At 72.8% G+C, this 22,676-nt stretch carries 22 protein-coding genes and 1 riboswitch; of the genes, 11 read left to right on the top strand and 11 right to left on the bottom strand.

Annotation, left to right across the window (positions count from 1 at the left end):
• The first annotated feature begins 82 nt into the window (after nucleotides 1-82).
• Together ACVW2K_RS06440 and ACVW2K_RS06435 are read left to right on the top strand one after the other, a co-directional pair.
• The gene (locus ACVW2K_RS06440; RefSeq protein ID WP_028636476.1) at nucleotides 83-436 is read left to right on the top strand and encodes a YciI family protein; all 354 of its coding nucleotides are present in this window, start codon (nucleotides 83-85) and stop codon (nucleotides 434-436) included.
• A gap of 20 nt (nucleotides 437-456) precedes the next feature.
• Nucleotides 457-1,632 carry an RNA polymerase sigma factor gene (locus ACVW2K_RS06435; RefSeq protein WP_457201959.1) on the top strand — a complete coding sequence of 392 codons (1,176 nt, stop codon included), beginning with the start codon at nucleotides 457-459 and terminating at the stop codon, nucleotides 1,630-1,632.
• Between the two features lie 7 nt (nucleotides 1,633-1,639).
• On the opposite strand, the gene ACVW2K_RS06430 is transcribed toward ACVW2K_RS06435, so the two are convergent.
• The 6 genes from ACVW2K_RS06430 to ACVW2K_RS06405 all read right to left on the bottom strand — a co-directional run bounded on the left by ACVW2K_RS06430 (nucleotide 1,640) and on the right by ACVW2K_RS06405 (nucleotide 7,542).
• Nucleotides 1,640-1,918: a MoaD/ThiS family protein gene (locus tag ACVW2K_RS06430; RefSeq protein WP_028636478.1), complete on the bottom strand. Its 279-nt coding sequence runs from the start codon at nucleotides 1,916-1,918 to the stop codon at nucleotides 1,640-1,642.
• Nucleotides 1,919-1,929: 11 nt separating this feature from the next.
• Nucleotides 1,930-3,198, bottom strand: a complete 1,269-nt coding sequence (gene thrC, locus ACVW2K_RS06425; protein ID WP_457201958.1) for a threonine synthase — start codon at nucleotides 3,196-3,198, stop codon at nucleotides 1,930-1,932.
• Nucleotides 3,199-3,207: 9 nt separating this feature from the next.
• Nucleotides 3,208-3,353: riboswitch (SAM riboswitch) on the bottom strand.
• Between the two features lie 136 nt (nucleotides 3,354-3,489).
• Nucleotides 3,490-5,811, bottom strand: a complete 2,322-nt coding sequence (gene lon / locus ACVW2K_RS06420) for an endopeptidase La (RefSeq protein ID WP_457201957.1) — start codon at nucleotides 5,809-5,811, stop codon at nucleotides 3,490-3,492.
• Between the two features lie 54 nt (nucleotides 5,812-5,865).
• Nucleotides 5,866-6,705 carry a trehalose-phosphatase gene (otsB, locus tag ACVW2K_RS06415; RefSeq protein ID WP_028636481.1) on the bottom strand — a complete coding sequence of 280 codons (840 nt, stop codon included), beginning with the start codon at nucleotides 6,703-6,705 and terminating at the stop codon, nucleotides 5,866-5,868.
• Nucleotides 6,706-6,734: 29 nt separating this feature from the next.
• Nucleotides 6,735-7,247: a LytR C-terminal domain-containing protein gene (locus ACVW2K_RS06410; RefSeq protein ID WP_457201956.1), complete on the bottom strand. Its 513-nt coding sequence runs from the start codon at nucleotides 7,245-7,247 to the stop codon at nucleotides 6,735-6,737.
• 1 nt (nucleotide 7,248) lies between these two features.
• Nucleotides 7,249-7,542 carry a DUF3263 domain-containing protein gene (locus ACVW2K_RS06405; RefSeq protein WP_028636483.1) on the bottom strand — a complete coding sequence of 98 codons (294 nt, stop codon included), beginning with the start codon at nucleotides 7,540-7,542 and terminating at the stop codon, nucleotides 7,249-7,251.
• Between the two features lie 104 nt (nucleotides 7,543-7,646).
• On the opposite strand from ACVW2K_RS06405, the gene ACVW2K_RS06400 reads away from it, so the two are divergent.
• A complete protein-coding gene (locus ACVW2K_RS06400; RefSeq protein ID WP_457201955.1) occupies nucleotides 7,647-8,651 on the top strand; it encodes a Gfo/Idh/MocA family protein in 1,005 nt (334 codons plus the stop codon).
• Between the two features lie 14 nt (nucleotides 8,652-8,665).
• Here the strand turns inward: ACVW2K_RS06400 and ACVW2K_RS06395 are convergent, their stop codons facing one another.
• Together ACVW2K_RS06395 and ACVW2K_RS06390 are read right to left on the bottom strand one after the other, a co-directional pair.
• A complete protein-coding gene (locus ACVW2K_RS06395; RefSeq protein ID WP_028636485.1) occupies nucleotides 8,666-9,307 on the bottom strand; it encodes a LuxR C-terminal-related transcriptional regulator in 642 nt (213 codons plus the stop codon).
• Nucleotides 9,304-10,599: a sensor histidine kinase gene (locus ACVW2K_RS06390; RefSeq protein ID WP_457201954.1), complete on the bottom strand. Its 1,296-nt coding sequence runs from the start codon at nucleotides 10,597-10,599 to the stop codon at nucleotides 9,304-9,306. Before ACVW2K_RS06390 ends, ACVW2K_RS06395 begins: the two co-directional genes overlap by 4 nt.
• A gap of 102 nt (nucleotides 10,600-10,701) precedes the next feature.
• Between ACVW2K_RS06390 and ACVW2K_RS06385 the strand changes: the two genes are divergently transcribed.
• Genes ACVW2K_RS06385 through ACVW2K_RS06370 form a run of 4 tightly spaced genes read left to right on the top strand, consistent with a single transcriptional unit; the run spans nucleotide 10,702 to nucleotide 16,210 of the window.
• Entirely contained in the window at nucleotides 10,702-12,141 is a 1,440-nt protein-coding gene (locus ACVW2K_RS06385) for a trehalose-6-phosphate synthase (RefSeq protein WP_028636487.1), read from the top strand.
• A 16-nt stretch (nucleotides 12,142-12,157) separates the two neighbouring features.
• Nucleotides 12,158-13,423, top strand: a complete 1,266-nt coding sequence (locus ACVW2K_RS06380) for an alpha/beta fold hydrolase (protein ID WP_457201953.1) — start codon at nucleotides 12,158-12,160, stop codon at nucleotides 13,421-13,423.
• 19 nt (nucleotides 13,424-13,442) lie between these two features.
• Nucleotides 13,443-14,777, top strand: coding sequence for an MFS transporter (locus ACVW2K_RS06375; RefSeq protein ID WP_457201952.1), 1,335 nt, complete (start codon nucleotides 13,443-13,445; stop codon nucleotides 14,775-14,777).
• Nucleotides 14,774-16,210: a pyridoxal phosphate-dependent decarboxylase family protein gene (locus ACVW2K_RS06370; RefSeq protein WP_457201951.1), complete on the top strand. Its 1,437-nt coding sequence runs from the start codon at nucleotides 14,774-14,776 to the stop codon at nucleotides 16,208-16,210. Before ACVW2K_RS06375 ends, ACVW2K_RS06370 begins: the two co-directional genes overlap by 4 nt.
• On the opposite strand, the gene ACVW2K_RS06365 is transcribed toward ACVW2K_RS06370, so the two are convergent.
• Genes ACVW2K_RS06365 through ACVW2K_RS06355 form a run of 3 tightly spaced genes read right to left on the bottom strand, consistent with a single transcriptional unit; the run spans nucleotide 16,207 to nucleotide 18,409 of the window.
• Nucleotides 16,207-17,118: a carbohydrate kinase family protein gene (locus tag ACVW2K_RS06365; protein ID WP_457201950.1), complete on the bottom strand. Its 912-nt coding sequence runs from the start codon at nucleotides 17,116-17,118 to the stop codon at nucleotides 16,207-16,209. The genes ACVW2K_RS06370 and ACVW2K_RS06365 overlap by 4 nt on opposite strands.
• Nucleotides 17,115-17,759 carry a class II aldolase/adducin family protein gene (locus ACVW2K_RS06360; RefSeq protein ID WP_457201949.1) on the bottom strand — a complete coding sequence of 215 codons (645 nt, stop codon included), beginning with the start codon at nucleotides 17,757-17,759 and terminating at the stop codon, nucleotides 17,115-17,117. The genes ACVW2K_RS06365 and ACVW2K_RS06360 overlap by 4 nt, the downstream gene beginning before the upstream one ends.
• Complete coding sequence (locus tag ACVW2K_RS06355) at nucleotides 17,756-18,409, bottom strand: TetR/AcrR family transcriptional regulator (protein WP_457201948.1); 654 nt, start codon at nucleotides 18,407-18,409, stop codon at nucleotides 17,756-17,758. The genes ACVW2K_RS06360 and ACVW2K_RS06355 overlap by 4 nt, the downstream gene beginning before the upstream one ends.
• Before the next feature lie 64 nt (nucleotides 18,410-18,473).
• Between ACVW2K_RS06355 and ACVW2K_RS06350 the strand changes: the two genes are divergently transcribed.
• The 4 genes from ACVW2K_RS06350 to ACVW2K_RS06335 all read left to right on the top strand — a co-directional run bounded on the left by ACVW2K_RS06350 (nucleotide 18,474) and on the right by ACVW2K_RS06335 (nucleotide 22,590).
• Nucleotides 18,474-19,964, top strand: coding sequence for an FAD-dependent oxidoreductase (locus ACVW2K_RS06350; protein WP_457201947.1), 1,491 nt, complete (start codon nucleotides 18,474-18,476; stop codon nucleotides 19,962-19,964).
• Nucleotides 19,961-20,986, top strand: coding sequence for a hypothetical protein (locus ACVW2K_RS06345; protein WP_457201946.1), 1,026 nt, complete (start codon nucleotides 19,961-19,963; stop codon nucleotides 20,984-20,986). The genes ACVW2K_RS06350 and ACVW2K_RS06345 overlap by 4 nt, the downstream gene beginning before the upstream one ends.
• A 9-nt stretch (nucleotides 20,987-20,995) precedes the next feature.
• Nucleotides 20,996-21,691, top strand: a complete 696-nt coding sequence (locus ACVW2K_RS06340; protein WP_457201945.1) for a uracil-DNA glycosylase — start codon at nucleotides 20,996-20,998, stop codon at nucleotides 21,689-21,691.
• 125 nt (nucleotides 21,692-21,816) lie between these two features.
• Nucleotides 21,817-22,590, top strand: a complete 774-nt coding sequence (locus ACVW2K_RS06335) for a dioxygenase family protein (protein WP_457201944.1) — start codon at nucleotides 21,817-21,819, stop codon at nucleotides 22,588-22,590.
• Nucleotides 22,591-22,676 lie beyond the last annotated feature (86 nt).

The raw sequence follows: 22,676 nt of genomic DNA, 5'->3' as shown, positions 1-22,676 counted from the left end.
CGGGTGAACGGCAGCTGTCGATTCTGTCAGGCCTCGCCCGTCATCGCGGTGACAGACTCATCCCACGTCGAGAGGAACCACCATGACCACCTACGCCGTTCTCCTCCCCGGTGACGAAGCCACCTGGGAGTCCGCCTCCGAGGAGCAGCGCGCCGCGATGTACGCCCGGCACGGCGAGTTCGCCCGGCTCCTCGGGGAGCGCGGTCACCAGGTGACCGGCGGCGCCGAGCTCACGCATTCGCGCAACGCCAAGGTCGTCCGTGCCAGCGGCGTCACAGACGGGCCGTACGCCGAGACCGTCGAGCAGCTCACGGGCTTCTACCTGGTCGAGACCGACGACCTGGACGACCTGCTCGAGGTCGTGCGCGTGCTGGCCGGCACCGACGGCGCGATCGAGGTGCGCGCGACCGTCGACAACAACGGAGGCGCCGCCTGACCGAGGAACAGCTCGCCGCGGTGCTGCGGGACGAGTGGGGCCGGTTGCTGGCCCTGCTGGTCGCGCAGTTCCGCCGGCTCGATCTCGCCGAGGACGGCCTCGCCGACGCCTTCGAGGCCGCCGCGCGGACCTGGACGGTGCCGCCGGACAACCCGCCCGCGTGGCTGCTCACCGCTGCCCGCCGGCGGATCGTCGACCGGCTGCGCAGCGAGGGCGTCGCGGCCCGGAAGCTGCCGATGCTCGCGGTCGAGGCGTCGGTGCAGGAGGAGGCGCAGGCGTTCATGGCAGATGCCGGTGAGACCGTGGTCGACGAGCGGCTGCGCCTGGTCCTGCTCTGCGCGCACCCGTCGCTGCCGCGGGAGTCGGCGGCGGCCCTGACGCTCCGGCTGGTGCTGGGCGTGCCGACCGACGACATCGCGCGGCTGTTCCTGGTGCCGACGCCCACGATGGCCGCCCGGCTGACCCGAGCGCGCAAGAGGCTCGCCGGCGAGTCGTTCGCAGTACCCGCCGACCTGGCTCCTCGGGTGGCGGTGGTGGCCGACGTCGCCTACCTCGCGTTCACGACCGGCTACGCGCCGGGCTCGGGCCCCGACGTGCTGCGCGCGGACGTGGCCGGCGAGGGGATCCGGCTGGTGCAGGTGCTGCGTTCCGTGCTGTCGTACGTGGACACCGAGCTGGACGCGCTGCTCGCGCTGATGCTGCTCCAGCACTCGCGCCGGGACGCCCGGGTGGACGGTGACCGGCTGGTGCTGCTGCCGGACCAGGACCGCAGCCGCTGGCACACCGCCGAGATCAGCGCCGCGCTCGACCTGCTGCGGCCGTGGGTCGACGCGGCACCCTCGCCGTACCTCCTCCAGGCGCTGGTCGCGGCCGAGCACGCGATCGCGCCGACCGCCTCCGCGACGGCCTGGGACCGGATCGCGGCGCGCTACGAGGAGCTCGAGGAGCTCACCGGCTCGCCGGTCGTCCGGCTCAACCGCGCGGTCGCGGTCGCCGAGGCGTCCGGCCCGGCCGCGGGGCTCGCGCTGCTCGACGGGCTGGTGCTCCCCGGCCACCGGCTGCCCGCCACCCGCGCCGAGCTGCTCGCCCGGCTCGGTCGGTCCGCCGAGGCCGGCACGGCGTACGACGAAGCCATCGGCCGCTGCTCGAACCTCGCCGAGCGCACCCACCTCATCGAGCGCCGCGCCCAGCTGTGACGCGGGATCAGCAGCCGCCCGCGACCGCCGGGATCACCGAGATCTGGGTGCCGTCGGGCGTGGGCGTGGCCAGGTTGTCGAGGAAACGCACGTCGTCGTTGTCGACGTAGACGTTGACGAACCTGCGCAGCTCGCCGGACTCGTCGAGGATCCGGCCCTTGATGCCGCTGTAGTTCCCGTCGAGGTCGTCGAGAACCTCGGCGAGGGTCGCGCCCGAGGCGGTGACCTCGGACTCGCCCCCGGTGTAGGTGCGCAGGATGGTCGGGATCCGGACGGAGACTGACATGCGACTCCCTTTCAGGCGAGGCCGGTGGCGGCGAAGGCGGCGTACGTCGGTGCGATGGTGGCCGCCGGGGCGACCGAGCCGGAGACGGCGTCGAGGGTCTTGAGCCCGTGGCCGGTGTTGATGACGACGGTCTCGAGGGACGCGTCGAGCTGGCCGGTCTCGACGAGCTTCTTGAGTACGGCGACCGTCGTACCGCCGGCGGTCTCGGTGAAGATGCCCTCGGTGCGGGCCAGCAGCACGATGCCCTCGCGGACCTGGTCGTCGGTGACGTCCTCGACCGCGCCGCCGGTCCCACGGCAGATGTCGAGCACGTAGATGCCGTCGGCGGGATTGCCGATCGCGAGGCTCTTGGCGATGGTGTCCGGCTTGACCGGGCGGATCGCGTCGACGCCCGCCTTGTAGGCGCCGGAGACCGGCGAGCAGCCCTCGGCCTGCGCGCCGAAGACCCGGTACGGCTTGTCCTCGACCAGGCCGAGCGCGATCAGCTCCTGGAACGCCTTGTGCACCTTGGTCAGCTGCGAGCCGCTCGCGACCGGGATCACGATCTGGTCCGGCAGCCGCCAGCCGAGCTGCTCGGCGATCTCGTAGCCCAGGGTCTTCGATCCCTCGGCGTAGTACGGGCGGACGTTGACGTTCACGAACGCCCAGCCGTCCTCCTCGCCGGCGATCTCCGAGGCGAGCTTGTTCACGTCGTCGTAGTTGCCGTCGACCGCGACCAGCGAGTCGGTGAAGACCGCGCTGTTGACCTGCTTGGGCTGCTCGAGGTTGCTCGGGATGAACACGACGGTCTTGATGCCGGCGCGGGCGCCCGCGGCGGCGACGGCGTTCGCGAGGTTGCCGGTCGAGGGGCAGGCGAAGACCTTGGCGTGCAGCTCGCGAGCGGCGCTCAGCGCGCAGGCGACCACCCGGTCCTTGAAGGAGTTGGTGGGGTTGGTGGAGTCGTCCTTCACCCACAGGTCGGCGATGCCGAGCTCGGCGCCGAGGTTGTCCGCCTTGAGGAGCCGGGTGAAGCCGGGCTCCATGTTCGGGCTCTGCTCGATGTCGGACGGGACCGGCAGCAGCGCCTTGTAGCGCCAGATGTTCGCGGGTCCGGCCTCGATCTGCTCGCGGGTGACCTCGCCGAACTCGTAGGCGATCTCCAGCGGGCCGAAGCACTCCGGACACGCGTAGAAGGGCCCGAGGTCGACCCGGTGGCCGCACTCCCGGCAGGACAGGGCGACGGCGTTGCCGAACGCGCCCTCACGGGTGGTGGATGCCTTCTCGACGACAGCGGCGCTCATGAGTCCTCCTTCTCATCTTCCCCGGCTGCGACGGTCGCGCCGGGCGGAATTGGCACCGTTTCCGCGAACCGCTTCCCGATGTTCCGGGCGGCGGAGGCTCGCGGCGGTTGCCGGGACTTCACAGGGCCGTATCCCTCTGTCCCTCTGGATGAGCTGTCAGGAACTGTACGCGGGCCGTCTCAGCATGTGCACACCGCATCCGCATGCTGGACGTGCGAACGCGGTAGTCCCTGCCGAAAATGTCGTCGGCACGGCGTGTCGAGAGCATTTTGGGCAGGGACTACGCGGACGTCAGGCGGCGGCGGTGGCGCCCCGAGCCTCGGAGGGGGCGGGGACGAGGGCGCCGCGGACGACGTCGAGCACGTCGCCGACCACGTGCACCGTGACCGACTCGAGCACGTCGGCGGGCACGTCGTCCAGGTCGGGCTCGTTGCGCAGCGGCACGAAGACCTCGGTGAGTCCGTTGCGCTGGGCGGCGAGCAGCTTCTGCTTGAGGCCACCGATGGGCAGCACCCGGCCGTTGAGGGTCACCTCGCCGGTCATGCCGACCTCCGAACGCACCGGGCGACCGGTCGCGAGGGACGTGAGCGCGGTGACCATCGTGATACCCGCGGACGGTCCGTCCTTGGGCGTCGCGCCGGCCGGCACGTGCACGTGGATCGCCTTCTCGAAGAACGCCGGCTCGACGCCGAGCTCGGCCGCGTGGGCGTGGACGAAGGACAGCGCGATCTGCGCGGACTCCTTCATCACGTCGCCGAGCTGGCCGGTCAGGGTGAGTCCGGCGGTGCCTTCCGACGCGGACGCCTCGATGAAGAGCACGTCGCCACCGAGACCGGTGACCGCGAGACCGGTCGCGACACCCGGGACCGAGGTCCGCTCGTGCGTCTCCGGCGTGAACCGTGGCCGCCCGACCAGGTCCTTGAGCTGGGGTACGTCGATGTCGACGTGCGTCTCGCCGGTCGCCAGGCGGGTGGCCGCCTTGCGCAGCGCCTTCGCGAGCAGCCGCTCCATCTGGCGTACGCCGGCCTCGCGGGTGTAGCTGGCGGCCATCTCGCGGAGCGCCGCGTCGGACACGCTCACCTCGTCGGCGGTCAGCGCCGCCCGCTCCAGCTGCCGGGGCAGCAGGAAGTCGCGGGCGATCGCGACCTTGTCGTCCTCGGTGTAGCCGTCCAGCGTGACCAGCTCCATCCGGTCCAGCAGCGCGGACGGGATCTGCTCGACGACGTTGGCGGTCGCGATGAACAGCACGTCCGACAGGTCCAGGTCGAGCTCGAGGTAGTGGTCGCGGAAGGTGTGGTTCTGCGCCGGGTCCAGCACCTCGAGCAGCGCCGCCGCCGGGTCGCCCCGGTAGTCCGAGCCGACCTTGTCGACCTCGTCGAGCAGCACGACCGGGTTCATAGACCCGGCCTCCTTGATGGCCCGGACGATGCGGCCGGGGAGCGCGCCGACGTACGTCCGCCGGTGCCCACGGACCTCGGCCTCGTCGCGGACGCCGCCGAGGGCGACCCGGACGAACTTCCGGCCCATGGTGCGGGCGACGGACTCGCCCAGCGAGGTCTTGCCGACTCCCGGAGGCCCGGCGAGCAGGATGACCGCGCCGGAGCCGCGGCCGCCGACGACCTGGAGGCCACGCTCGGCACGCCGGGCGCGCACGGCGAGGTACTCCACGATCCGCTCCTTGACCTCGTCGAGGCCGTGGTGGTCGGCGTCGAGCACGGCGCGCGCCGCCACGACGTCGTTGACGTCGTCGGTCGTCACGCCCCAGGGCAGCTCGAGCACGGTGTCGAGCCAGGTGCGGATCCACGCCGCCTCGGGGTTCTGCTCGCTGGAGCGCTCGAGCTTGTCGACCTCCTTCAGCGCGGCCTCGCGGACGCCCTCGGGCAGGTCGGCGGACTCGACCCGGGCGCGGTAGTCCTCCGCGCCCTCGGGCTCGCCCTCGCCGAGCTCCTTGCGGATCGCGGCGAGCTGCTGGCGCAGCAGGTACTCGCGCTGCTGCTTCTCCATGCCGTCGCGCACGTCCTCACCGATCTTGTCGGTGAGCTCGGCCTCGGCGAGGTAGTCGCGGGTCCAGCCGATCAGCTTCTCGAGCCGCGACTCCACGTCGGGGTCCTCGAGGAGCTCGCGCTTGCGGTCGATGGAGAGGTACGGCGCGTAGCCGGCCGCGTCCGCGATCGCCGCCGGGTCGGACATCTGGTGCACGGTGTCGATGACCTGCCAGGCCTCGCGGCGCTGGAGCACGGCGACGACGAGCCGCTTGTACTCCTCGGCGAGCTCACGGGCGTGGTCGGTGACGACGTCGTCGACCGGCTCGACCTCGACCCACAGGGCGGCACCGGGACCGGAGACGCCGCTGCCGATGCGGGCGCGGGGACCGGCCTTGAGGACGGCAGCGGGGCTGCCGCCGGAGAATCGGCCGACGCGCTCGACGGTCGCCACGACGCCGTACGACGCGTAGCGGTCCTCGAGACGCGGGGCCACCAGGACCTGGCTGTCGCTGCCGGCGCGGGCGGCGTCGATCGCGGCGTGCGCGGCGTCGTCGAGCTCCAGCGGCACGACCATGCCGGGCAGGACGACCAGGTCAGAGACGAAGAGAACAGGCAGCTTCAGGGACATGCCTCCAGAACGCCCCGGGTGCGGCCGGTGTTCCGGAGAGGCCCTCCTGTTCGCTCAGGACGAACGCGCGTCGGCCGTGAGCCGCCGGAGCAGGTCGAGCACTCCCTCGGGTCCGCGGACCACGACATCGGCGCGCTCGGCCAGCGCGCTCACCTCGTCGGAGGCCGAGCAGACCAGCAGCGTCGGCATCCCCTCCTTGGCCAGGGCGGCGACCGCCTCGAACGCCTCGACGTCGCCGAGGTCGTCGCCGGCGAAGAGGAACGCACCGGCGCCCACCTCCTCGACCAGCGCCTCCACGGCCCGACCCTTGTCCATGCCGGGCGCCCGCACCTCGATCACGTTCCGGCCGGGCTCGAGGACCAGCCCGTTGCGGTCCGCGAGGTCGCGCAGGGGCCCGAGCAGCCGCTGGAACGCCGCGTCGGGATCGGCCATCCGCCGGGTGTGCACCGCGTGGGCGAGGCCCTTGTCCTCGACCCAGGCGTCCGCGGCGTCGGCGTTGCGGAGCGTGCGCGGGAGGTCCCGCAGGAACGTCGCCAGCCCCTGCGGCGGCCGGGGCGAGACGATCCGGCGGCGGGTCGAGCTCCACCGCTCGTTGCCGTACTGCCCGAACAGGTAGAGCTCCTTGCCGTGGTCGCCGATGGTGTTGCCGACCGCCTCCAGCCCGCCGAGGTCGAGGGCCTGGCGCGCGGGGCGCCCGGTGATCACCGCGACGGCGGCGACCACGTCGGCGAGGTCGACGAGGACGTCGCCCGCCTCCGCGTGGATGTGCGCGCGCTCCGGGTCGTCCACGATCGGGGCGAGTGTCCCGTCGAAGTCGAGTCCGACGACCGCCCGGTCGGCGGCGCGCACGAGCGCGGCGTACTTGTGCTCCCCCTCGGGCGAGGTGAACTCCATGCCTCCCAGCCTGTCACCCGGAGGTGAGCTCAGGACAGCGGCCCCGTGAGGATCACCGTCAGCCGGTCGAGCCGCATCGGGTCGACGGCGGGGGCGGTGCGCTTGATGCCCAGGTCGAGGGCGAGCTGCTTCGCGGCGGCCTTGAGCTTGGCCGGGTAGTACACCGTCGTCGCCGGGATGGTGCCGTACCAGTTGTCGGAGCCGACGACCTGCCAGCCGATCCCCGTGGCCCGCTCGCCGACCTGTCCGGCGAGGCCGGTGATGCCGGAGTTGTTGTAGACCTCGACGTAGACCTTGCCGCGCTGCACCTTCGGCGGCTGCGGCTTCGGATCCTTCGACGGGGTGAACGTCGGGGACGGCGTCCCGGTCGGGGTGCCGGTCGGGGCGCCGGTCGGAGTGTCGGAGACGGTGGTGACCTCGCGCTCGGTCGGCTCCGCGCCGCGGGTCGCGACGAAGGCGATGCCGGCCATCGCCACGGCGATCACGCTGAGCATCACGACCGGGGACGGCATCGCGACGCCGCGCTGGTTGCGGGTGCGCACCTCAGACCTCGAAGCCCAGGCGGCGCGCCGACCGCTGGCGCTGGCGGGCGGAGCGGAGCCGACGCAGCCGGCGGACCAGCAGGGGGTCCGCCTCGAGCGCCTCGGGGCGGTCGATCAGGGCGTTGAGGACCTGGTAGTACCGCGTCGAGGACATGTCGAACTTCTCCCGGACCGCGGTCTCCTTCGCGCCGGCGTACTTCCACCACTGGCGCTCGAAGTCGAGGATCTCGCGGTCGCGGTCGCTCAACGCCGGCGTGGCGTCGGCGGCGCCACCGAGAGCGTTCGCGGCGTCCATGCGGTCCTCCGGGATCACGTCCTACAAAGCAGGTCAGGCTTCACTGTAGGTGACGAACCACAACGATGTCATTCGCCTCGCGGGCGCGTCGCTAGTCTCGCCCCATGACGACCCGGTGGGGCATCCTCGCGACCGGCAGGATCGCGCACACGTTCGCGCGCGACCTGGCGCTGGTTCCCGGTGCGGAGCTGGTCGCCGTGGGCTCGCGCCGGCCCGAGAGTGCTCGCGCGTTCGCGGCCGAGCACGGCGGCACGGCGTACGGCTCCTACGAGGAGCTGGTGGCGGACCCCGCCGTCGAGGTCGTCTACATCGCCACCCCGCACGCCCTGCACCTGGACAACGCTCGGCTCTGCCTCGAGGCCGGCAAGCACGTGCTCTGCGAGAAGCCCCTCACGCTGACGGTCGCCGAGGCCGAGGAGATGGTGCGGCTCGCCGGCGTCCACGACCGGTTCCTCATGGAGGCGATGTGGACCGCGTGCCACCCGGCCGTGATCACGCTGCGCGAGCGGCTCGCGTCCGGTGAGCTCGGTACGCCGCGCCAGCTGCACGCCGAGCTGGGGTTCCGGGTCGACGCGCCCCCGGCGGACCGGATGCTCGACCCGGGCCTCGGCGCCTCCGCGCTGCTCGACATGGGGGTCTACCCCCTGACCTTCGCCCACCTGATGCTCGGCGAGGCCCTCTCGCTGGCCGCGACCGCCGAGCTCTCCGACCGGGGCATCGACCTCGACGTCGCAATCGCCGGCCGCTACCCGGCCGGCGCGCTGGCCACCCTGAGCGCGTCGATGACGTCGTGGTCCAGCCGTCGCGCCGGCATCGCGACCGACCTCGGGCGGATCGACGTCGACGACTTCCACCACCCCTCGCGGATCGTGTTCACGTCGTACACGACCGGTGACACCAACGACACCGTGGTGATCGGGGACCCGGAGGCGATCGAGCCCGGCCAGCCGCTCCTGGGCCGCGGGTACGCCCACGAGATCGTGGAGGTCGGTCGCTGCCTGAAGGCGGGACGGCGCGAGAGCCCGCTGGTCCCCCACGCCCAGACGCTGGCGATCATGCGCCAGATGGACGAGGTGCGCGCGCAGGTCGGCGTCAGCTTCCCCGCCTGACGCTGCGCGCGCCGTCAGCTGCGGAGGAAGGCGAGGACCGCGGCGACCCGGCGGTGCTGGGCGTCGTCGTCCGGCGCGAGGCCGAGCTTCGCGAAGATCCGCTGGGTGTGCTTCTCGACCCCGGCGAGCGACACCGTAAGTGCGGCGGCGATCGCGGCGTTCGACTTCCCCTCGGCCATCAGCGACAGCACCTCGCGCTCGCGCGGCGTGAGGTCGGCGATCGGGTCGCGGTGGCGGCCCATCAGCTGCCGCACGACCAGCGGGTCGAGCACGGTGCCGCCGGCGGCGACCGCGGCCACCGAGCCGAGGAAGTCGTCGAGGTCGCTGACCCGGTCCTTGAGCAGGTATCCGACGCCGCCCGTGCCGGCCGCGAGCAGGTCGTCGGCGTAGGACACCTCGACGTACTGCGAGAGCACCAGGAGCTTCGCGTCCGGCCAGGTACGGCGCACCTCCACCGCCGAGCGCAGCCCCTCGTCGGTGTGGCTGGGCGGCATCCGGACGTCGACGATGCCGAGGTCCGGCCGCTCCTCGAGCATCGAGGAGACGAACGCCGGGCCGTCGCCCACGGAGCCGACCACCGTGTGGCCGGCCTCGGTGAGCAGGAGCTGGAGCCCTTCACGGAGCAGCAGCGAGTCGTCGGCGACCACGATCCTCATGCAGGGATCCTCGCGACCAGCGTCGTGCCGCCCCACTCCGGGGAGGTGATCTCGAGGGTGCCGTCGACGGCAGAGAGCCGCTGGCGCAGCCCGGCGAGGCCCAGGCCCTTGGCCGGGTGCGCGCCGCCGACACCGTCGTCCTCGACCCGCACCACCACAGTGCCGCCGTCGAGGACGACCGCGACGTCCGCGGACTTCGCGCCGCTGTGCTTGGCGACGTTGGTGAGGGCCTCGGCGACCACGAAGTAGACCGCGGTCTCCACGTGCGGCGGCAGCTGCTCCGGCACCTCGATCCGGCTCGAGACCGGCACGACGCTGTGCGTCAGCATCTCCTCGAGGGCGGCCGCGAGCCCCCGGTCGACCAGCAGCGGCGGTGCGATGCCGCGGGACAGCGAGCGCAGCTCGGCGACCGTCTCGCGGGCCTGCGTGAGCGCCTCGTCGAGCGTGGCGGCGGCGCGGTCGGGGTCGTCGGCGACCTGCTTCCTGGCCCGGCCGAGGTCCATGGTCAGCCGCACCAGCCGCTGCTGGGGCCCGTCGTGGATGTCGCGCTCGAGCCGGCGCAGCGACTCGGCCTCGGCCAGCCGGGCGGCGTCGCGGCTGTCCTCGACCCGCACCACCTGGTCCTGGAGCTCGGCGCGGCTGCACAGCAGCACCGAGGCCAGGCTGGAGTGGATCAGCGCCGCCAACCGCATGGCGAACGGCAGGGTCACCAGGAGCAGCACCCCGATCGCGAGGTTGAGGAGGCTCTCGGCCGTACGCCCGCTGCCGAGGCCGATCAGCTCGGCCAGGCCCTCGTCGTCCGGGTTGTCCGGGATCCACATCTGCCAGAACCAGTAGGTCAGGCCGGTCAGCATGGCGGCCCACCACACCACGGCGACGGCGAACGCGAGCGTCCCGGTCACCAGGCCGACCAGCGACCAGACGACGTCCAGCCACGACTGGGGGTCCCGGAGCGGGGTCAGCATGCGGCGCCAGAAGCCGGAGCCCTCGGGTGCGCAGAGGTACCGCGGGGCGGGCGCCTCCTTGCCGAGCATGCCGCGCATCCGGATCCGCTCGAACCGCGCGAACCCGCGGGCGACCATGACACCGACCGGGATCAGCAGGACCCCGCCGATCAGGATCGACAGCGAGACGCCGAGCGCGATGTCGAGCAGCACGACGACGAACGCCACCAGGGCGATCACGAACGCCGACAGGTTGTAGCCGGTGTCGTACAGGACACGTCGGACGCCGCGGGGTCTTGCGGACGCCGCGATCGGGAACTGGGTGGGCATGCTGACCGTCTCCGTCATGCCGACAACGCTAGGAACGCCGCGGCCTCGGCACGATCCTGCCAGCCCGAGGACCTCGGTCGGGCGAGCCCGACACCTCGCGCGCGGACTAGGGTGACCGTCGTGGGTGCACCCGGCTCTGCAGACCTCGTCATCGTCGCGAACCGCCTCCCCGTGGACCGCGTGGAGGAGCCCGACGGCTCAGCGGGCTGGCGGCGCTCGCCAGGGGGCCTGGTCTCGGCGCTCGAGCCGGTGATGCGTGAGAACGACGGGATCTGGATCGGCTGGCCGGGCGGCACCGAGCAGGACCTCCAGCCGTTCCAGGACGACGGCCTCGACCTGGTGCCGATGACGATGACGGCCGAGGAGATCTCCGACTTCTACGAGGGGTTCTCGAACGCGACCCTCTGGCCGCTGTACCACGACGTGGTCGCCAAGCCGGAGTTCCACCGGAAGTGGTGGGACGCCTACGTGTCGGTCAACCGCCGCTTCGCGGAGCGCGCCGCGGAGGTCGCCGCCGAGCACTCGACGGTGTGGGTGCACGACTACCAGCTGCAGCTGGTGCCGGCGATGCTGCGCGAGCTGCGCCCCGACCTGCGCATCGGGTTCTACCTGCACATCCCGTTCCCGCCCAACGAACTGTTCTCCCAGCTGCCGTGGCGGCGGCAGCTCCTGGAGGGGCTGCTGGGCGCGGACCTGGTCGGCTTCCAGCTCAGCGGTGCCGCCCAGAACTTCATCCGGCTGGTCCGCAGGCGCGTCGGCCACAAGACGCACCGCGACCTCGTCTACCTGCCCGACGGCCGGATGGTGCGCGCGGCGGCGTTCCCGATCTCGATCGACGCGACGGCGTACGAGGACCTGGCCCGCTCGCCCGAGGTCACGGAGCGCGCCAAGGAGATCCGCGAGGCGGTCGGCAACCCGCGCCGGATCTTCCTGGGTGTGGACCGGCTCGACTACACCAAGGGCATCTACGCCCGGCTGCGCGCGTTCGGCGAGCTGATCGCCGAGGGGAGCCTCGACGTGGAGGACGCCGTGTTCGTCCAGGTCGCGACCCCGTCGCGCGAGCAGGTCGAGCAGTACCGCATCCTCCGCGACGACATCGAGCGCCTCGTCGGCCGGATCAACGGCGACCTCGGGAAGATCGGACAGCCGGTCATCCACTACCTGCACTCGTCGTATCCGCGCGAGGAGATGGCGGCGTTCTTCCGGGCCGCCGACGTCATGGTCGTCACGCCGTTGCGCGACGGGATGAACCTGGTCGCGAAGGAGTACGTCGCGTGCCGGTTCGAGGATGACGGCGCGCTCGTGCTCTCGGAGTTCGCCGGCGCCGCCGAGGAGCTGCGGCAGGCCTGGCTGGTGAACCCGTACGACATCAACGGCATGAAGGCGGCGCTCCGGGAGGCCTACGACGCCGACGGGCGCGACCTCGCCCGGCGGATGCGGGCGATGCGGAAGACCGTCACGCAGCACGACGTCTCCGCCTGGGCGCGGTCGTTCCTGCACGAGCTGTCGTCGGTGCGGCCGTCGCACGGCAAGACGGTCCGCCCCGCGAAGCGCTCCTGACCCGTAGTCTCCCGCCATGGACCTGGTGCCCAAGCCCGACCAGCTGGTCGCCGCCGCGGGCAACGTGGCCCACGTCGTGATGTACGGCGGGCTCGCCGATCTCCGCCCGATGCCGCGCACGCTCATCGACGAGGGCACGCTGCGCGAGGTGTACCACTACCGACCCGCGGTCAACGTCCGCGCCCAGGGCGACCCGGTCCTGCTGGTCACCCCACTGGCCGCGCCGGCGATCTGCTTCGACCTCCGGCGCGGCTGCTCGGTGGTCCAGCACTTCGTCGAGGGCGGGCGGCCGACGTACCTCGTGGAGTACGGCAACGTCTCGTTCCGCGACCGCAACCTCGGCCTCGAGCACTGGGTGGAGGAGGTCGTGCCGACGGCTGTGCGCGAGGTGTCCGCCCACGCTGGCGGGCGCCCCGTGCACGTGGTCGGCTGGAGCCTCGGCGGCATCTTCGCGATGCTCGCGGCCGCGGACGCCCCCGACCTGCCCATCGCGTCGCTGTCGGTGATCGGCTCCCCGGTCGACGTCACCAAGGTGCCGCTGGTCGCGCCGCTGCGGCCGCTGCTCGACCTGACCCGTGGGCACGGGCTGGTGACGCGCGCCTACCGCGCGGCCGGCGGCGCGCCCACGCCGCTGGTCCGGTGGGCGTTCCAGCTCTCGTCGTTCCAGAAGCTCGTCACCAAGCCGATCGCGATCGCCACCCACCTCGACGACGCCGACTTCCTGGCGCAGCTCGAGGCGGTGGACCGGTTCACGGCGCAGATGACGGCGTACCCGGGACGCAGCTTCGGGCAGCTGTACCACCGGTTCGCGAAGGGGAACGCCCTCGCGGCGGGCTCGGTCCTCGTCGGCGCCCACGAGGTCTCGCTCGCCGACATCAAGGCACCCGTCCTCGTCTTCGCGGGCGCCACCGACGGCATCGCCCCGGTCGCGGCGGTCAGGGCCGTCGTGCCGCTCCTGTCCGGCGCGCGGGACGTCCGCTTCGAGATCGTCCCGGGCGGCCACCTCGGCATGCTCACCGGCCGCGCCGCGCGGGGTACGACGTGGCGGGTGCTGGACGAGTGGATCGAGCAGTGGTCGGGCACCGACGATCCGAAGGGCGTCGTGCCGAGGAAGAAGCCCGCGACGCGCAAGAAGGCGGCGCCGGCGAAGAAGGCGGCCCCCGCGAAGAAGACTGCCGCGGAGAAGACTGCGGCGAAGAAGCCCGCCCCGTCCACGGACAGCATCGGCTCGAACCCGAGCCGGCGCTACGGGTCCGGGGGTTCGCGGGCGCTCTCCCGCTGAGGCCCGCTAGTTTGCGGGCATGCCAGCGACCGACAGCCTGCCGCGCTCCGTCCGGGTGGGCTACGGGTCGGGCTCCGTGGCCACCGGCGCCTTCGGCACGGTCCCGGGCCTGATGCTGCTGCCCTACCTCACCGACAGCCTCGGCATCGCCGCGCTCGCGGCCGGGTTCATCGTGTTCCTCCCCAAGGCGTGGGACGTCGTCCTGAACCCGGTCGCGGGCCGGATCAGCGATCGGACGGTCGACCCGCGCGGCCCGCGCCGGCCGTGGTTGCTGCGCGCCGGCCTGGGCCTGGCGGCCGGGTTCGCGCTGCTGTTCGCGGCTCCGGACATGGCGGTGGGACTCGAGGCGCTGTGGGTGCTCGCGCTCTTCCTGGCCTGCGCGACGGCGTACGCCTTCTTCCAGGTGCCGTACGTCGCGATGCCCGCCGAGCTGACCGCGTCGTACGACGAGCGCACCCGGCTGATGACGTGGCGGGTCGCGATCCTGGCCTTCACGATCATGCTCGCCGGCGCGACCGCGCCGGCGATCCGCGACGCGGTCGGTGGCCGGGCCGGCTACCGGGTGATGGGCGTCGTGATGGCCGTGATCATCCTGGTCGGGGTGGTCAGCGCGTACGTCGGGACCCGCCGCGCTCCGGTCACCGCGCCGCAGCCGGGCGCCGGTGGCCTGCGCGACCAGCTGCGCATCGTCGCGACCGCGCGGGACTTCCGCTGGCTGCTCACGACGTTCGTGATCCAGGCGCTCGCCACCGGTTGCATGCTCGCCGGCGTCGACTACCTCGCGAGGAACGTGCTGGGCAAGGACGGGGCCTCGACGATCCTGTTCGTCTGCTTCGTCGGCCCCGCCCTCCTGCTCACGCCCGCCTGGGCAGCGATCGGCACCCGCATCGGCAAGAAGAGCGGGTACGTCGCCTCCTCGGCCTTCCTCGCCGCCGGCGCCCTGCTCGCCGCGACGGCGCAGGTGGCGCCGGCCGCGCTGGTCTACCTCGCGGTCGTGCTCGTCGGCGTCGGGTACGCCGGCTGCCAGGTGTTCCCGATGGCGATGCTCCCGGACGCCGCGGCGGTCGACGCCCGGCGCACCGGCTCCAACCGGGCCGGCGTCTACACCGGCGTGTGGACCGCCGGCGAGACGCTGGGCCTCGCGCTCGGCCCTGCGATCTTCGCGCTCGTCCTCGCGATCGGCGGCTACCGGTCCTCGACCGACGACGAGCACGTCCTCCAGCCCGACTCCGCGCTCACCGCGATCACCCTCGGCTTCTCGGTGCTGCCGGCGGTGCTGGTCCTGGCCAGCCTGTGGTGGCTGCGGAGGTACTCGCTGAGCGCCGACGAGGTCAATGAGAGCGTGCCGGCATGAGCGACGCCCTCGCCCGCCTGCGCGAGATGCAGGCCGCCGACCTCCCGGTGCACGGCGGCCGCACCCTGGCCTACGTCTACGACTCCGGGCTGCCGGACGTCGACCGCATCGGCCGCGAGGCCGTCGCGGCGTACGCCGGCTCGAACGGCCTCGACCCCACGGCGTTCCCGAGCCTGCTCCAGATGGAGAACGACCTGGTCGGATTCACCGCGGACCTCCTGGACGCACCCGGCACCGCGGTCGGCACCGTCACCTCCGGCGGCACCGAGTCGTGCCTGCTCGCGGTGCAGTCGGCCCGCGACAGCCGCCCGGACGTCGAACACCCGCGCATGGTGGTGCCGTCGACCGTGCACGCGGCGTTCCTGAAGGCCGCGCACTACTTCCGGGTCGAGGCCGTGGTCGTGCCGGTCGGACCCGACTTCCGCGTCGACCCGGCCGCGATGGCCGCCGCGCTCGACGACGACCTGCACCGCACCGTGCTCGCGGTCGTGTCCGCGCCGTCCTATGCCCACGGGGTCGTCGACCCGGTCAGCGAGGTCGCGGCCGCGGCGGCCGAGCGCGGCCTCCGCTGCCACGTCGACGCGTGCATCGGTGGCTGGGTGCTGCCGTACGCCGCCCGACTGGGTCGCCCGGTCCCGCCGTGGACGTTCGCCGTCGACGGCGTCACGTCGATCTCGGTCGACCTGCACAAGTACGCCTACGCACCCAAGGGCACGTCGGTCCTGCTGCACCGCACGTCGGAGCACCGCCGCCCGCAGTACTTCGCGCACGCCGACTGGCCGGGCTACACAATGCTCAACTCCACGATGCAGTCCACGAAGTCGGGCGGGCCCCTGGCCGGCGCGTGGGCGGTGGTGCGGTCGCTGGGCGACACGGGGTACGAGCTCCTCTCCCGAGAGGTCTTCGAAGCCGTCGACCGGATCGTGGCAGGCGTCGCCGACATCGCTGCCCTGCGCCTGGTCGTCCCGCCCGACTCCACCCTGCTCGCGCTAGCGACCGACGCGACCTGCGACCCGTTCACCGTCTGCGACGAGATGGCCGCGCGCGGGTGGTACGTCCAGCCGCAGATGGGCCACGGCGGCTGGCCCGCGACCATCCACCTCTCGGTCAGCGCGGCGACGAACGCGCACGTGGACGAGCTCCTCGGCGCGCTCCGCGAGGCGGTCGCGGCGGCCGTCGCCGCGGGGCCCGTCGGCGTCGACCCCGGCGTCGCCGCGTTCATCGAGGCCCTCGACCCGGCGATCCTCTCCGAGGAGGACTTCGACGGGCTGCTGGTCGCCGCGGGTCTGGTCGGTGCCGGCGACCGGCCGGGCGGCCTGGCGCTGCCCGACCGGATGGCTGAGGTGAACGCGATGCTCGACCTGGCCTCGCCGCGGATGCGCGAGGCGCTCCTGGTGGCGTTCCTCGATCGCCTCCAGCGCCCGAACCGCTAGCCGGCGAGGGCCACCACGGTGTCGAGGTCGTAGCTCCCCGCGTCGGTGCCGAGGCCCGTCGCCACCTGCGCGGCCGTCGCGCAGCCGAGCCGGGCAGCGGCCCCCAGGTCGAGACCCAGCGACAGCCCGCGCAGGAACCCGGCGGAGAACGCGTCGCCGCAGCCGGTCGTGTCCACCACGTCGATCGGATACGCCGGCACCTCGATCACCTCGTCCGCGGTGACGACCAGGGCGCCCTTGCTGCCCTGGGTCACCGCCACGCAGCCGGCGCCCGCGTCGACGAGCGCGCGGGCGCCGTCGGCCAGTGACGAGGCGCCGGTGAAGCCCAGCACCTGCTCGTCGTTCGGCAGCAGGTAGTCGGTGTGCGGGAGCGCGTCGCCGATCCAGGCCAGCAGGTCCGGGTCGCCCGGTGCGAGGATGTCGAGCGAGGTCACGGCACCGGTCGAGCGCGCGTGGGCGAGCAGCTTGCCGGCCGCCTCGCCGCCCAGGAACTCCGGCCCACCGAGGTGCACGTGCGTGATGCCGTCCAGGTCCGCCAGGTCCAGGTCGTCGAGGGTGAAGGCGCCGTTCGCGCCGATGCAGTGCCACGCCGGGCGGTCGCCGTTCGGGCGCACCGGGATCACCGACGCCGAGGTCTGGTGGCCGGGCTTGCGGACGAGCCCGCTCACGTCCACGCCCTCGCGGGACAGCAGTGCGAGCAGGGTGTCCGCGATCGGGTCGGTGCCCACGGCACCGAAGGACAGCACCTCGGCGCCGAGCCGGCTGAGCACGACGGCGGTCCCGCCCGCGGTACCTGCCGGGGACATCCGGATCGTCTCGACCAGCTGGCCGTCCGAGCCGTCCGGGATCGACTCGATCCCGATCACGTGGGTGTCGAGGACGTGGACGCCGACGGTGGCGATCTTCATCGGGGGTTCTCCTGGGTCGTGCCGTAGCTGGTCTGCAGGGCCTGGGTGATGACGTCGAGCTGCTGCTGCTCGGTGAGCAGCCGCGGGGTGCCGAGCGCGGTGGCGCGGTGGTGGAGGGCAGCGAGCCACTCGAGCAGCAACGCGTTCTCCACCGCCTTCGCGAGGGTGGCGCCGACCGCGACGGAGCCGTGGTTGGCCATCAGCGCGGCCTGCCGGCCGTGCAGCGCGGCGAGCACACCGTCGGCGAGCTCGGGCGTCCCGAACGTCGCGTACGGCGCGACGCGCACCTCTCCGCCCAGCAGCAGCTGCTGGTAGTGCAGCACCGGCAGCTCGACGAGGACGCACGCCGCCGCGGTGGAGTACGGCGCGTGCGTGTGGACGACCGCGGCCGATCCGCTGCCGGCGTGGACGCCCAGGTGCAGGTCGAGCTCCGAGGTGGGGACGAGTGTGCCCTCGAGCACCTCGCCGGTCGGGGACACGACGGTCACGTCGTCGGCGACGCACTCGCCGAGCACGACACCCGTGCCGGTGACCGCGATCCGGTCGCCCTCGCGGGCCGAGACGTTGCCTGCGGTCCCGATGAGGAGTCCCTCGGCCGCCAGCCGCCGCGACGCGGCGGCGACCTGCTCACGCAGGCTCACTGCCTGACCCCCTTCAGGCCGGCGGGGGTGGCGTAGCGCTCGAGGTAGGCGGTCATCATCGTGATGCCCTCCTCGACGAGGCGCTGGTTCCCGGCGTCGTCGTGCTCGTAGGCGAGCTGGAAGACGCGGTCGCCGACCTCGACGGCCAGGGTCGCGATCTCGAGGTCGATGTCGGGCCGGGCCAGGCCGGAGCCGACGGCGTACTCGAGCAGCATCTTGGCGGTGCTCGCGTTGTGCTCGCGCCCGAACCGGTGCACGGCGAGGTTGGTCCGGCCGCGGAGGTAGATCTCCACGAACGCGGGGCGGCGGCGGTAGACCGCGACGTACGCGCCCATCGTGGTGCGCACCAGGGACGCGACCGACAGCACCTCGAGCGCCGCCAGGTCGTCCGCGACCTGCGTGTCCATCTCGTCCATGTCTCGTTGGGCAAGCGCGAGGAGGACGTCCTCCTTGTCGGCGAAGTACTGGTACAGCGAGGCGACCGGGGCGCCGGCGGCTTCCGCGATGTCGCGGGTCGTCAGGGCCTCGACGCCCCGCTCCACCACCAGCCGCGCCGCCGCGTCGAGGAGACCCTCGACGCGGCGACGGCTGCGCTCCTGCCGCGGGACCCGTCGCTTCGGGGATGTGGTCGGGATCGCAGCCGCAGGCATGGCGACGAGTGTAGGGTACGAAACCGAATCTGACACACGTTCACATTCAACCCCAGGAGCCGCCATGACGCTCACGCGCCGATCCCTCCTCGGCAGTGCCGCCGCCACCGGAGCCCTGCTCGGCACCGGCGCCCTGCACGAGGCCGTCGCCGCCGCCTCACGGCAGGGCTCCCTGCCGAAGCAGGTCGACGCGGTCGTGGTCGGCGGCGGCATCTCCGGGCTCGTCGCCGCGCGCGAGCTCGCCCGCACGGGGCACGACGTGCTGCTCCTCGAGGCCCGCGACCGGGTCGGCGGCCGGGTGCTCAACCACCACCTGTCCGGACCGGGCACCCACGGCGCGACCATCGAGTCCGGGGGCGCGTTCATCGGCCCGACGCAGGACCACATCGCCGCCCTGGCGAAGGAGCTGAAGGTCCCGACGTTCCTGGAGTACAACACCGGGTCGAGCGTCTACGTCTCCTCGACCACCGGCCGGATGGAGTACTCCGGGACCGTCCCCCCGGACCCGACGATCCTCCCCGACGCCGCCGTGCTGCTGCAGCGGATCGACAACATGGCGGCGGAGATCGACGTCGCCGCGCCGTGGACGCACCCGAGCGCGGCCGAGTGGGACGCCCAGACGCTCGGCGAGTGGATCCGCGCGAACGCCGTCAACGGCGAGGGCGTCGAGAACCTCATCGAGTGCTGGACCCAGCCCGGCTTCGGCGCCGACCCCAACGAGCTCTCGCTCCTCTACGTCCTCTGGTACGTCGCGTGCTCGGGCAACGAGCAGAACCCCGGCACCTTCTCGCGCAACTCCGACACCGCCGACGGCGCCCAGGAGCGCCGGTTCGTCGGCGGCTCGCAGCTCATCCCGCTCGGCCTGGCGAAGAAGCTCGGCGACATCGTGACGCTGCGCGCGCCCGTGCGCCGGATCGAGCAGAAGGACGGGCACGTCGTGGTGCACAGCGCCCGCGGCGTGGTCCGCGCGAGGCGCGCGATCGTCGCGGCTCCCCCGCCGCTGGTGCTCGACATCGACTGGTTCCCTAAGCTCCCGGCCAAGCGCCTGCAGCTCCTCCGCCACCTCGACATGGGCCAGCTGATGAAGTGCGACGCCGTCTACGCGAAGCCGTTCTGGCGCCAGGCGGGCCTCAACGGCTTCGGCATCAACGACTCCGGCGCGTGCCGGGCCGTCTTCGACAACTGCCCGAAGGAGGGCGAGCCCGGCGTGCTGCTCGCGTTCGTCGGCGGCGGGACCTGGCGCCAGTACGGCGTGCTGTCCCGGGCCGAGCGCAAGCAGGCCGTGCTCGAGGGGTTCGCCGCGATGTTCGGCGACGAGGCCCTGCACCCGATCGACTACGTCGAGCACGACTGGACCGAGGAGCGCTGGACGACCGGCGGTCCGGTGGCCAACTACGCGCCGGGCACGATGCTGCAGTTCGGCTCGGCGATCCGGAGGCCGTTCGGCCGCGTGCACTGGGCGGGCACCGAGACCTCGACGTACTGGACCGGCTACATGGACGGCGCGGTGCGGGCCGGCGAACGCGCCGCGATCGAGGTGGGGGAGCAGCTGTGAGGCGGCTGCTCGCCGTGCTGGTCGCGGCACTCCTGGTGGCCGCTCCTGCGGCCGCCGTACCTCGAGAGAAGTGGGACACCCAGGTGTTCTCGCTGGTCCCGGCGCCGGGCTACCCGGCGTACGTGCACGTGCACACGAACGGCCGGGTGTACGCCGGCACCTACATCTCGTCGGGCAGCACGGTGCCGTCGAGGGTGTTCGAGTGGACGAAGGACGGCGCCCTGCTGCGGTCCTGGCGGGTGCCCGGCCAGCACCTCGACGAGGACCACGGCGTGCAGGTCGCGAACCAGACGAGGAGAGGGCGGCTGGTTCTCCTGGAGACCTCGACGAGGTCGGTCCTCACCCTCGACGTGACGACCGGGAGGTTCCACCGGGTGGCGACCTTCCCGGAGGGCGCGATCCCCAACTATGCCTCGTGGGGCCCGGGCGGCGCGCTCTACGTCACCGACTACGGCCAGGGCGTGATCTGGCGGCTGCCGCACGGCTCGCACACGCCCCAGCGGTGGCTCGAGTCGCCGGCGCTGGCGGGCGCGATCGGGTTCGGCACCACCGGCATCCGCTACCGCCCCGGCCGGCACGACTTCCTCATCACCCAGCAGACCGTGAGCGACGGCAGCGACCTGCCGACCAACGGGGCTCTCTACCGGCTGCCGGTCCGAGGCGACGGCTCGCCCGGAGAGCTCGAGACGCTGTGGACCTCACAGCCCGGCGACCTGCCGGACGGCTTCGGCATCGGGCGGTCCGGCCACCTGTACGTCGCCCTCGCCGGGCTGTCGAACCAGCTCGTCGAGCTGACCGCAGCGGGAGAAGAGGTGGCGCGCTTCCCGGACGCGCCGCTGACCGGAGACAACGGCTCGCCGATCCCGTTCGACACCCCGTGCAGCGCGACGTTCCTCGGCAAGCGGGTGCTGGTCGCCAACCAGTCCGCTGTCGAGGGCGACAGGACCCACCAGGCGATCCTCGACGTGTACGTCGGCGAGGCCGGGCGTGCGCCGTACCTGCCGAGGCGCGCGACCCTCTAGCCTCCCGGCATGGGCGGCGCACTCGCGGGACTCGTCGACAAGGGGCTGATGGCGCCGGACTGGGCCGAGGCCCTGGCGCCGGTGGACGACCGGATCGGCGCGATGGGCCGGTTCCTGCGGGAGGAGAACGCCGCGGGCCGGGGCTACCAGCCCGCCGGCGACCGGGTCTTCCGGGCGTTCCAGCGGCCGCTGTCCGAGGTCCGCGTGCTCGTCGTCGGGCAGGACCCGTACCCCAACCCGGGCCACCCGATCGGCCTGTCCTTCGCCGTCGACGCCCACGTGCGGCCGCTGCCGCCGAGCCTGGTCAACATCTACACCGAGCTGCGGTCCGACCTCGGCATCGAGCCACCGCCGCACGGCGACCTGACCGCGTGGGCCGACCAGGGCGTGATGCTGCTCAACCGAGCACTGACCGTGCAGCCGCACAAGTCGGCCGCGCACCGCGGCAAGGGCTGGGAGCCGATCACCCAGTGCGCGATCGAGGCGCTGGTACACCGCGGCGGCGCGTGCGTTGCGATCCTGTGGGGCAGCGACGCCCGCAACCTCAGGCCGATGCTCGGCGCGGTCCCGGTGGTCGAGTCCCCGCACCCGTCGCCCCTGTCGGCGTACCGCGGCTTCTTCGGCTCCCGGCCGTTCAGCCAGGTGAACGCGCTGCTCGAGCAGCAGGGCGGCGAGCCGGTGGACTGGCGGATCCCGGCGGCCTGACCAGCGGGACCTTCGCGCGTTCCGGCTGCGCGGGTGCCGCAACGCCTGGCACCCGGGCTGGACTGGGGGTCTGGTCCCGGCGCCACAGGGGAATACAGTTGAAGATACAACCAGTTGAGGTGAACATGACCGACCGGATGCCTGCCCTCTACATCGGCCACGGTGCGCCGCCGCTCCTCGACGACCCGATCTGGTCCGGCCAGCTCGCGGCCTGGGCGCAGGACCTGCCGCGCCCGAAGGCCATCCTGATCGTCAGCGCGCACTGGGAGTCCGCGCCGGTGATGCTCTCCGCGAGCGGCGCGCCCCTGGTCTACGACTTCGGCGGCTTCGACGAGAAGTACTACCGGATGACCTACGAGACGCCGGACGCGTCCGCGCTCGCCGCCCGCGTGGCCGCGATGATGCCGGCGACCGAGCCGGTGCACCAGCACGCCAGCCGCGGCCTCGACCACGGCGCGTGGGTGCCCCTGCGGATCATGTACCCCGAGGCCGACGTCCCGGTGCTGCAGCTGTCGCTGCCCACCCAGGACCCGGTCCGGCTGCTGGCACTCGGCGAGCGGCTCCGGCCGCTGCGGGACGAGGGCGTGCTGATCATCGGATCCGGCTTCCTCACCCACGGCCTCCCCTTCCTGACCGAGTGGCGCATCGACGCGGCCGCGCCGGGCTGGTCCACCGACTTCGACGCGTGGGCCGGCGAGGCCCTGGCGCGCGGCGACGTCGACGCGCTCGCCCGCTACCGCACCGAGGCGCCCGGCATGCCGTACGCCCACCCGACCGTCGAGCACTACACGCCGCTCTTCGTCACCCTCGGCGCCGCCACCGACCCCGAGTCCCCCGGCCTCCAGGTCATCGACGGGTTCTGGATGGGGCTGTCGAAGCGCTCGCTGCAGGTTGCCTGACACGTCGGGTTTCACCGGCTGACCGGAGAAACCCGACCGACACGCCGGGCACCATCGGCGTGTCCGTCGGGTTTCCCCGGACAAGT

The sequence above is a fragment of the Nocardioides sp. HB32 genome, assembly GCF_054058995.1.
The sequence above is the reverse complement of the archived record's forward strand: the minus strand, read 5'-3'. Positions and strand labels throughout refer to the sequence as shown.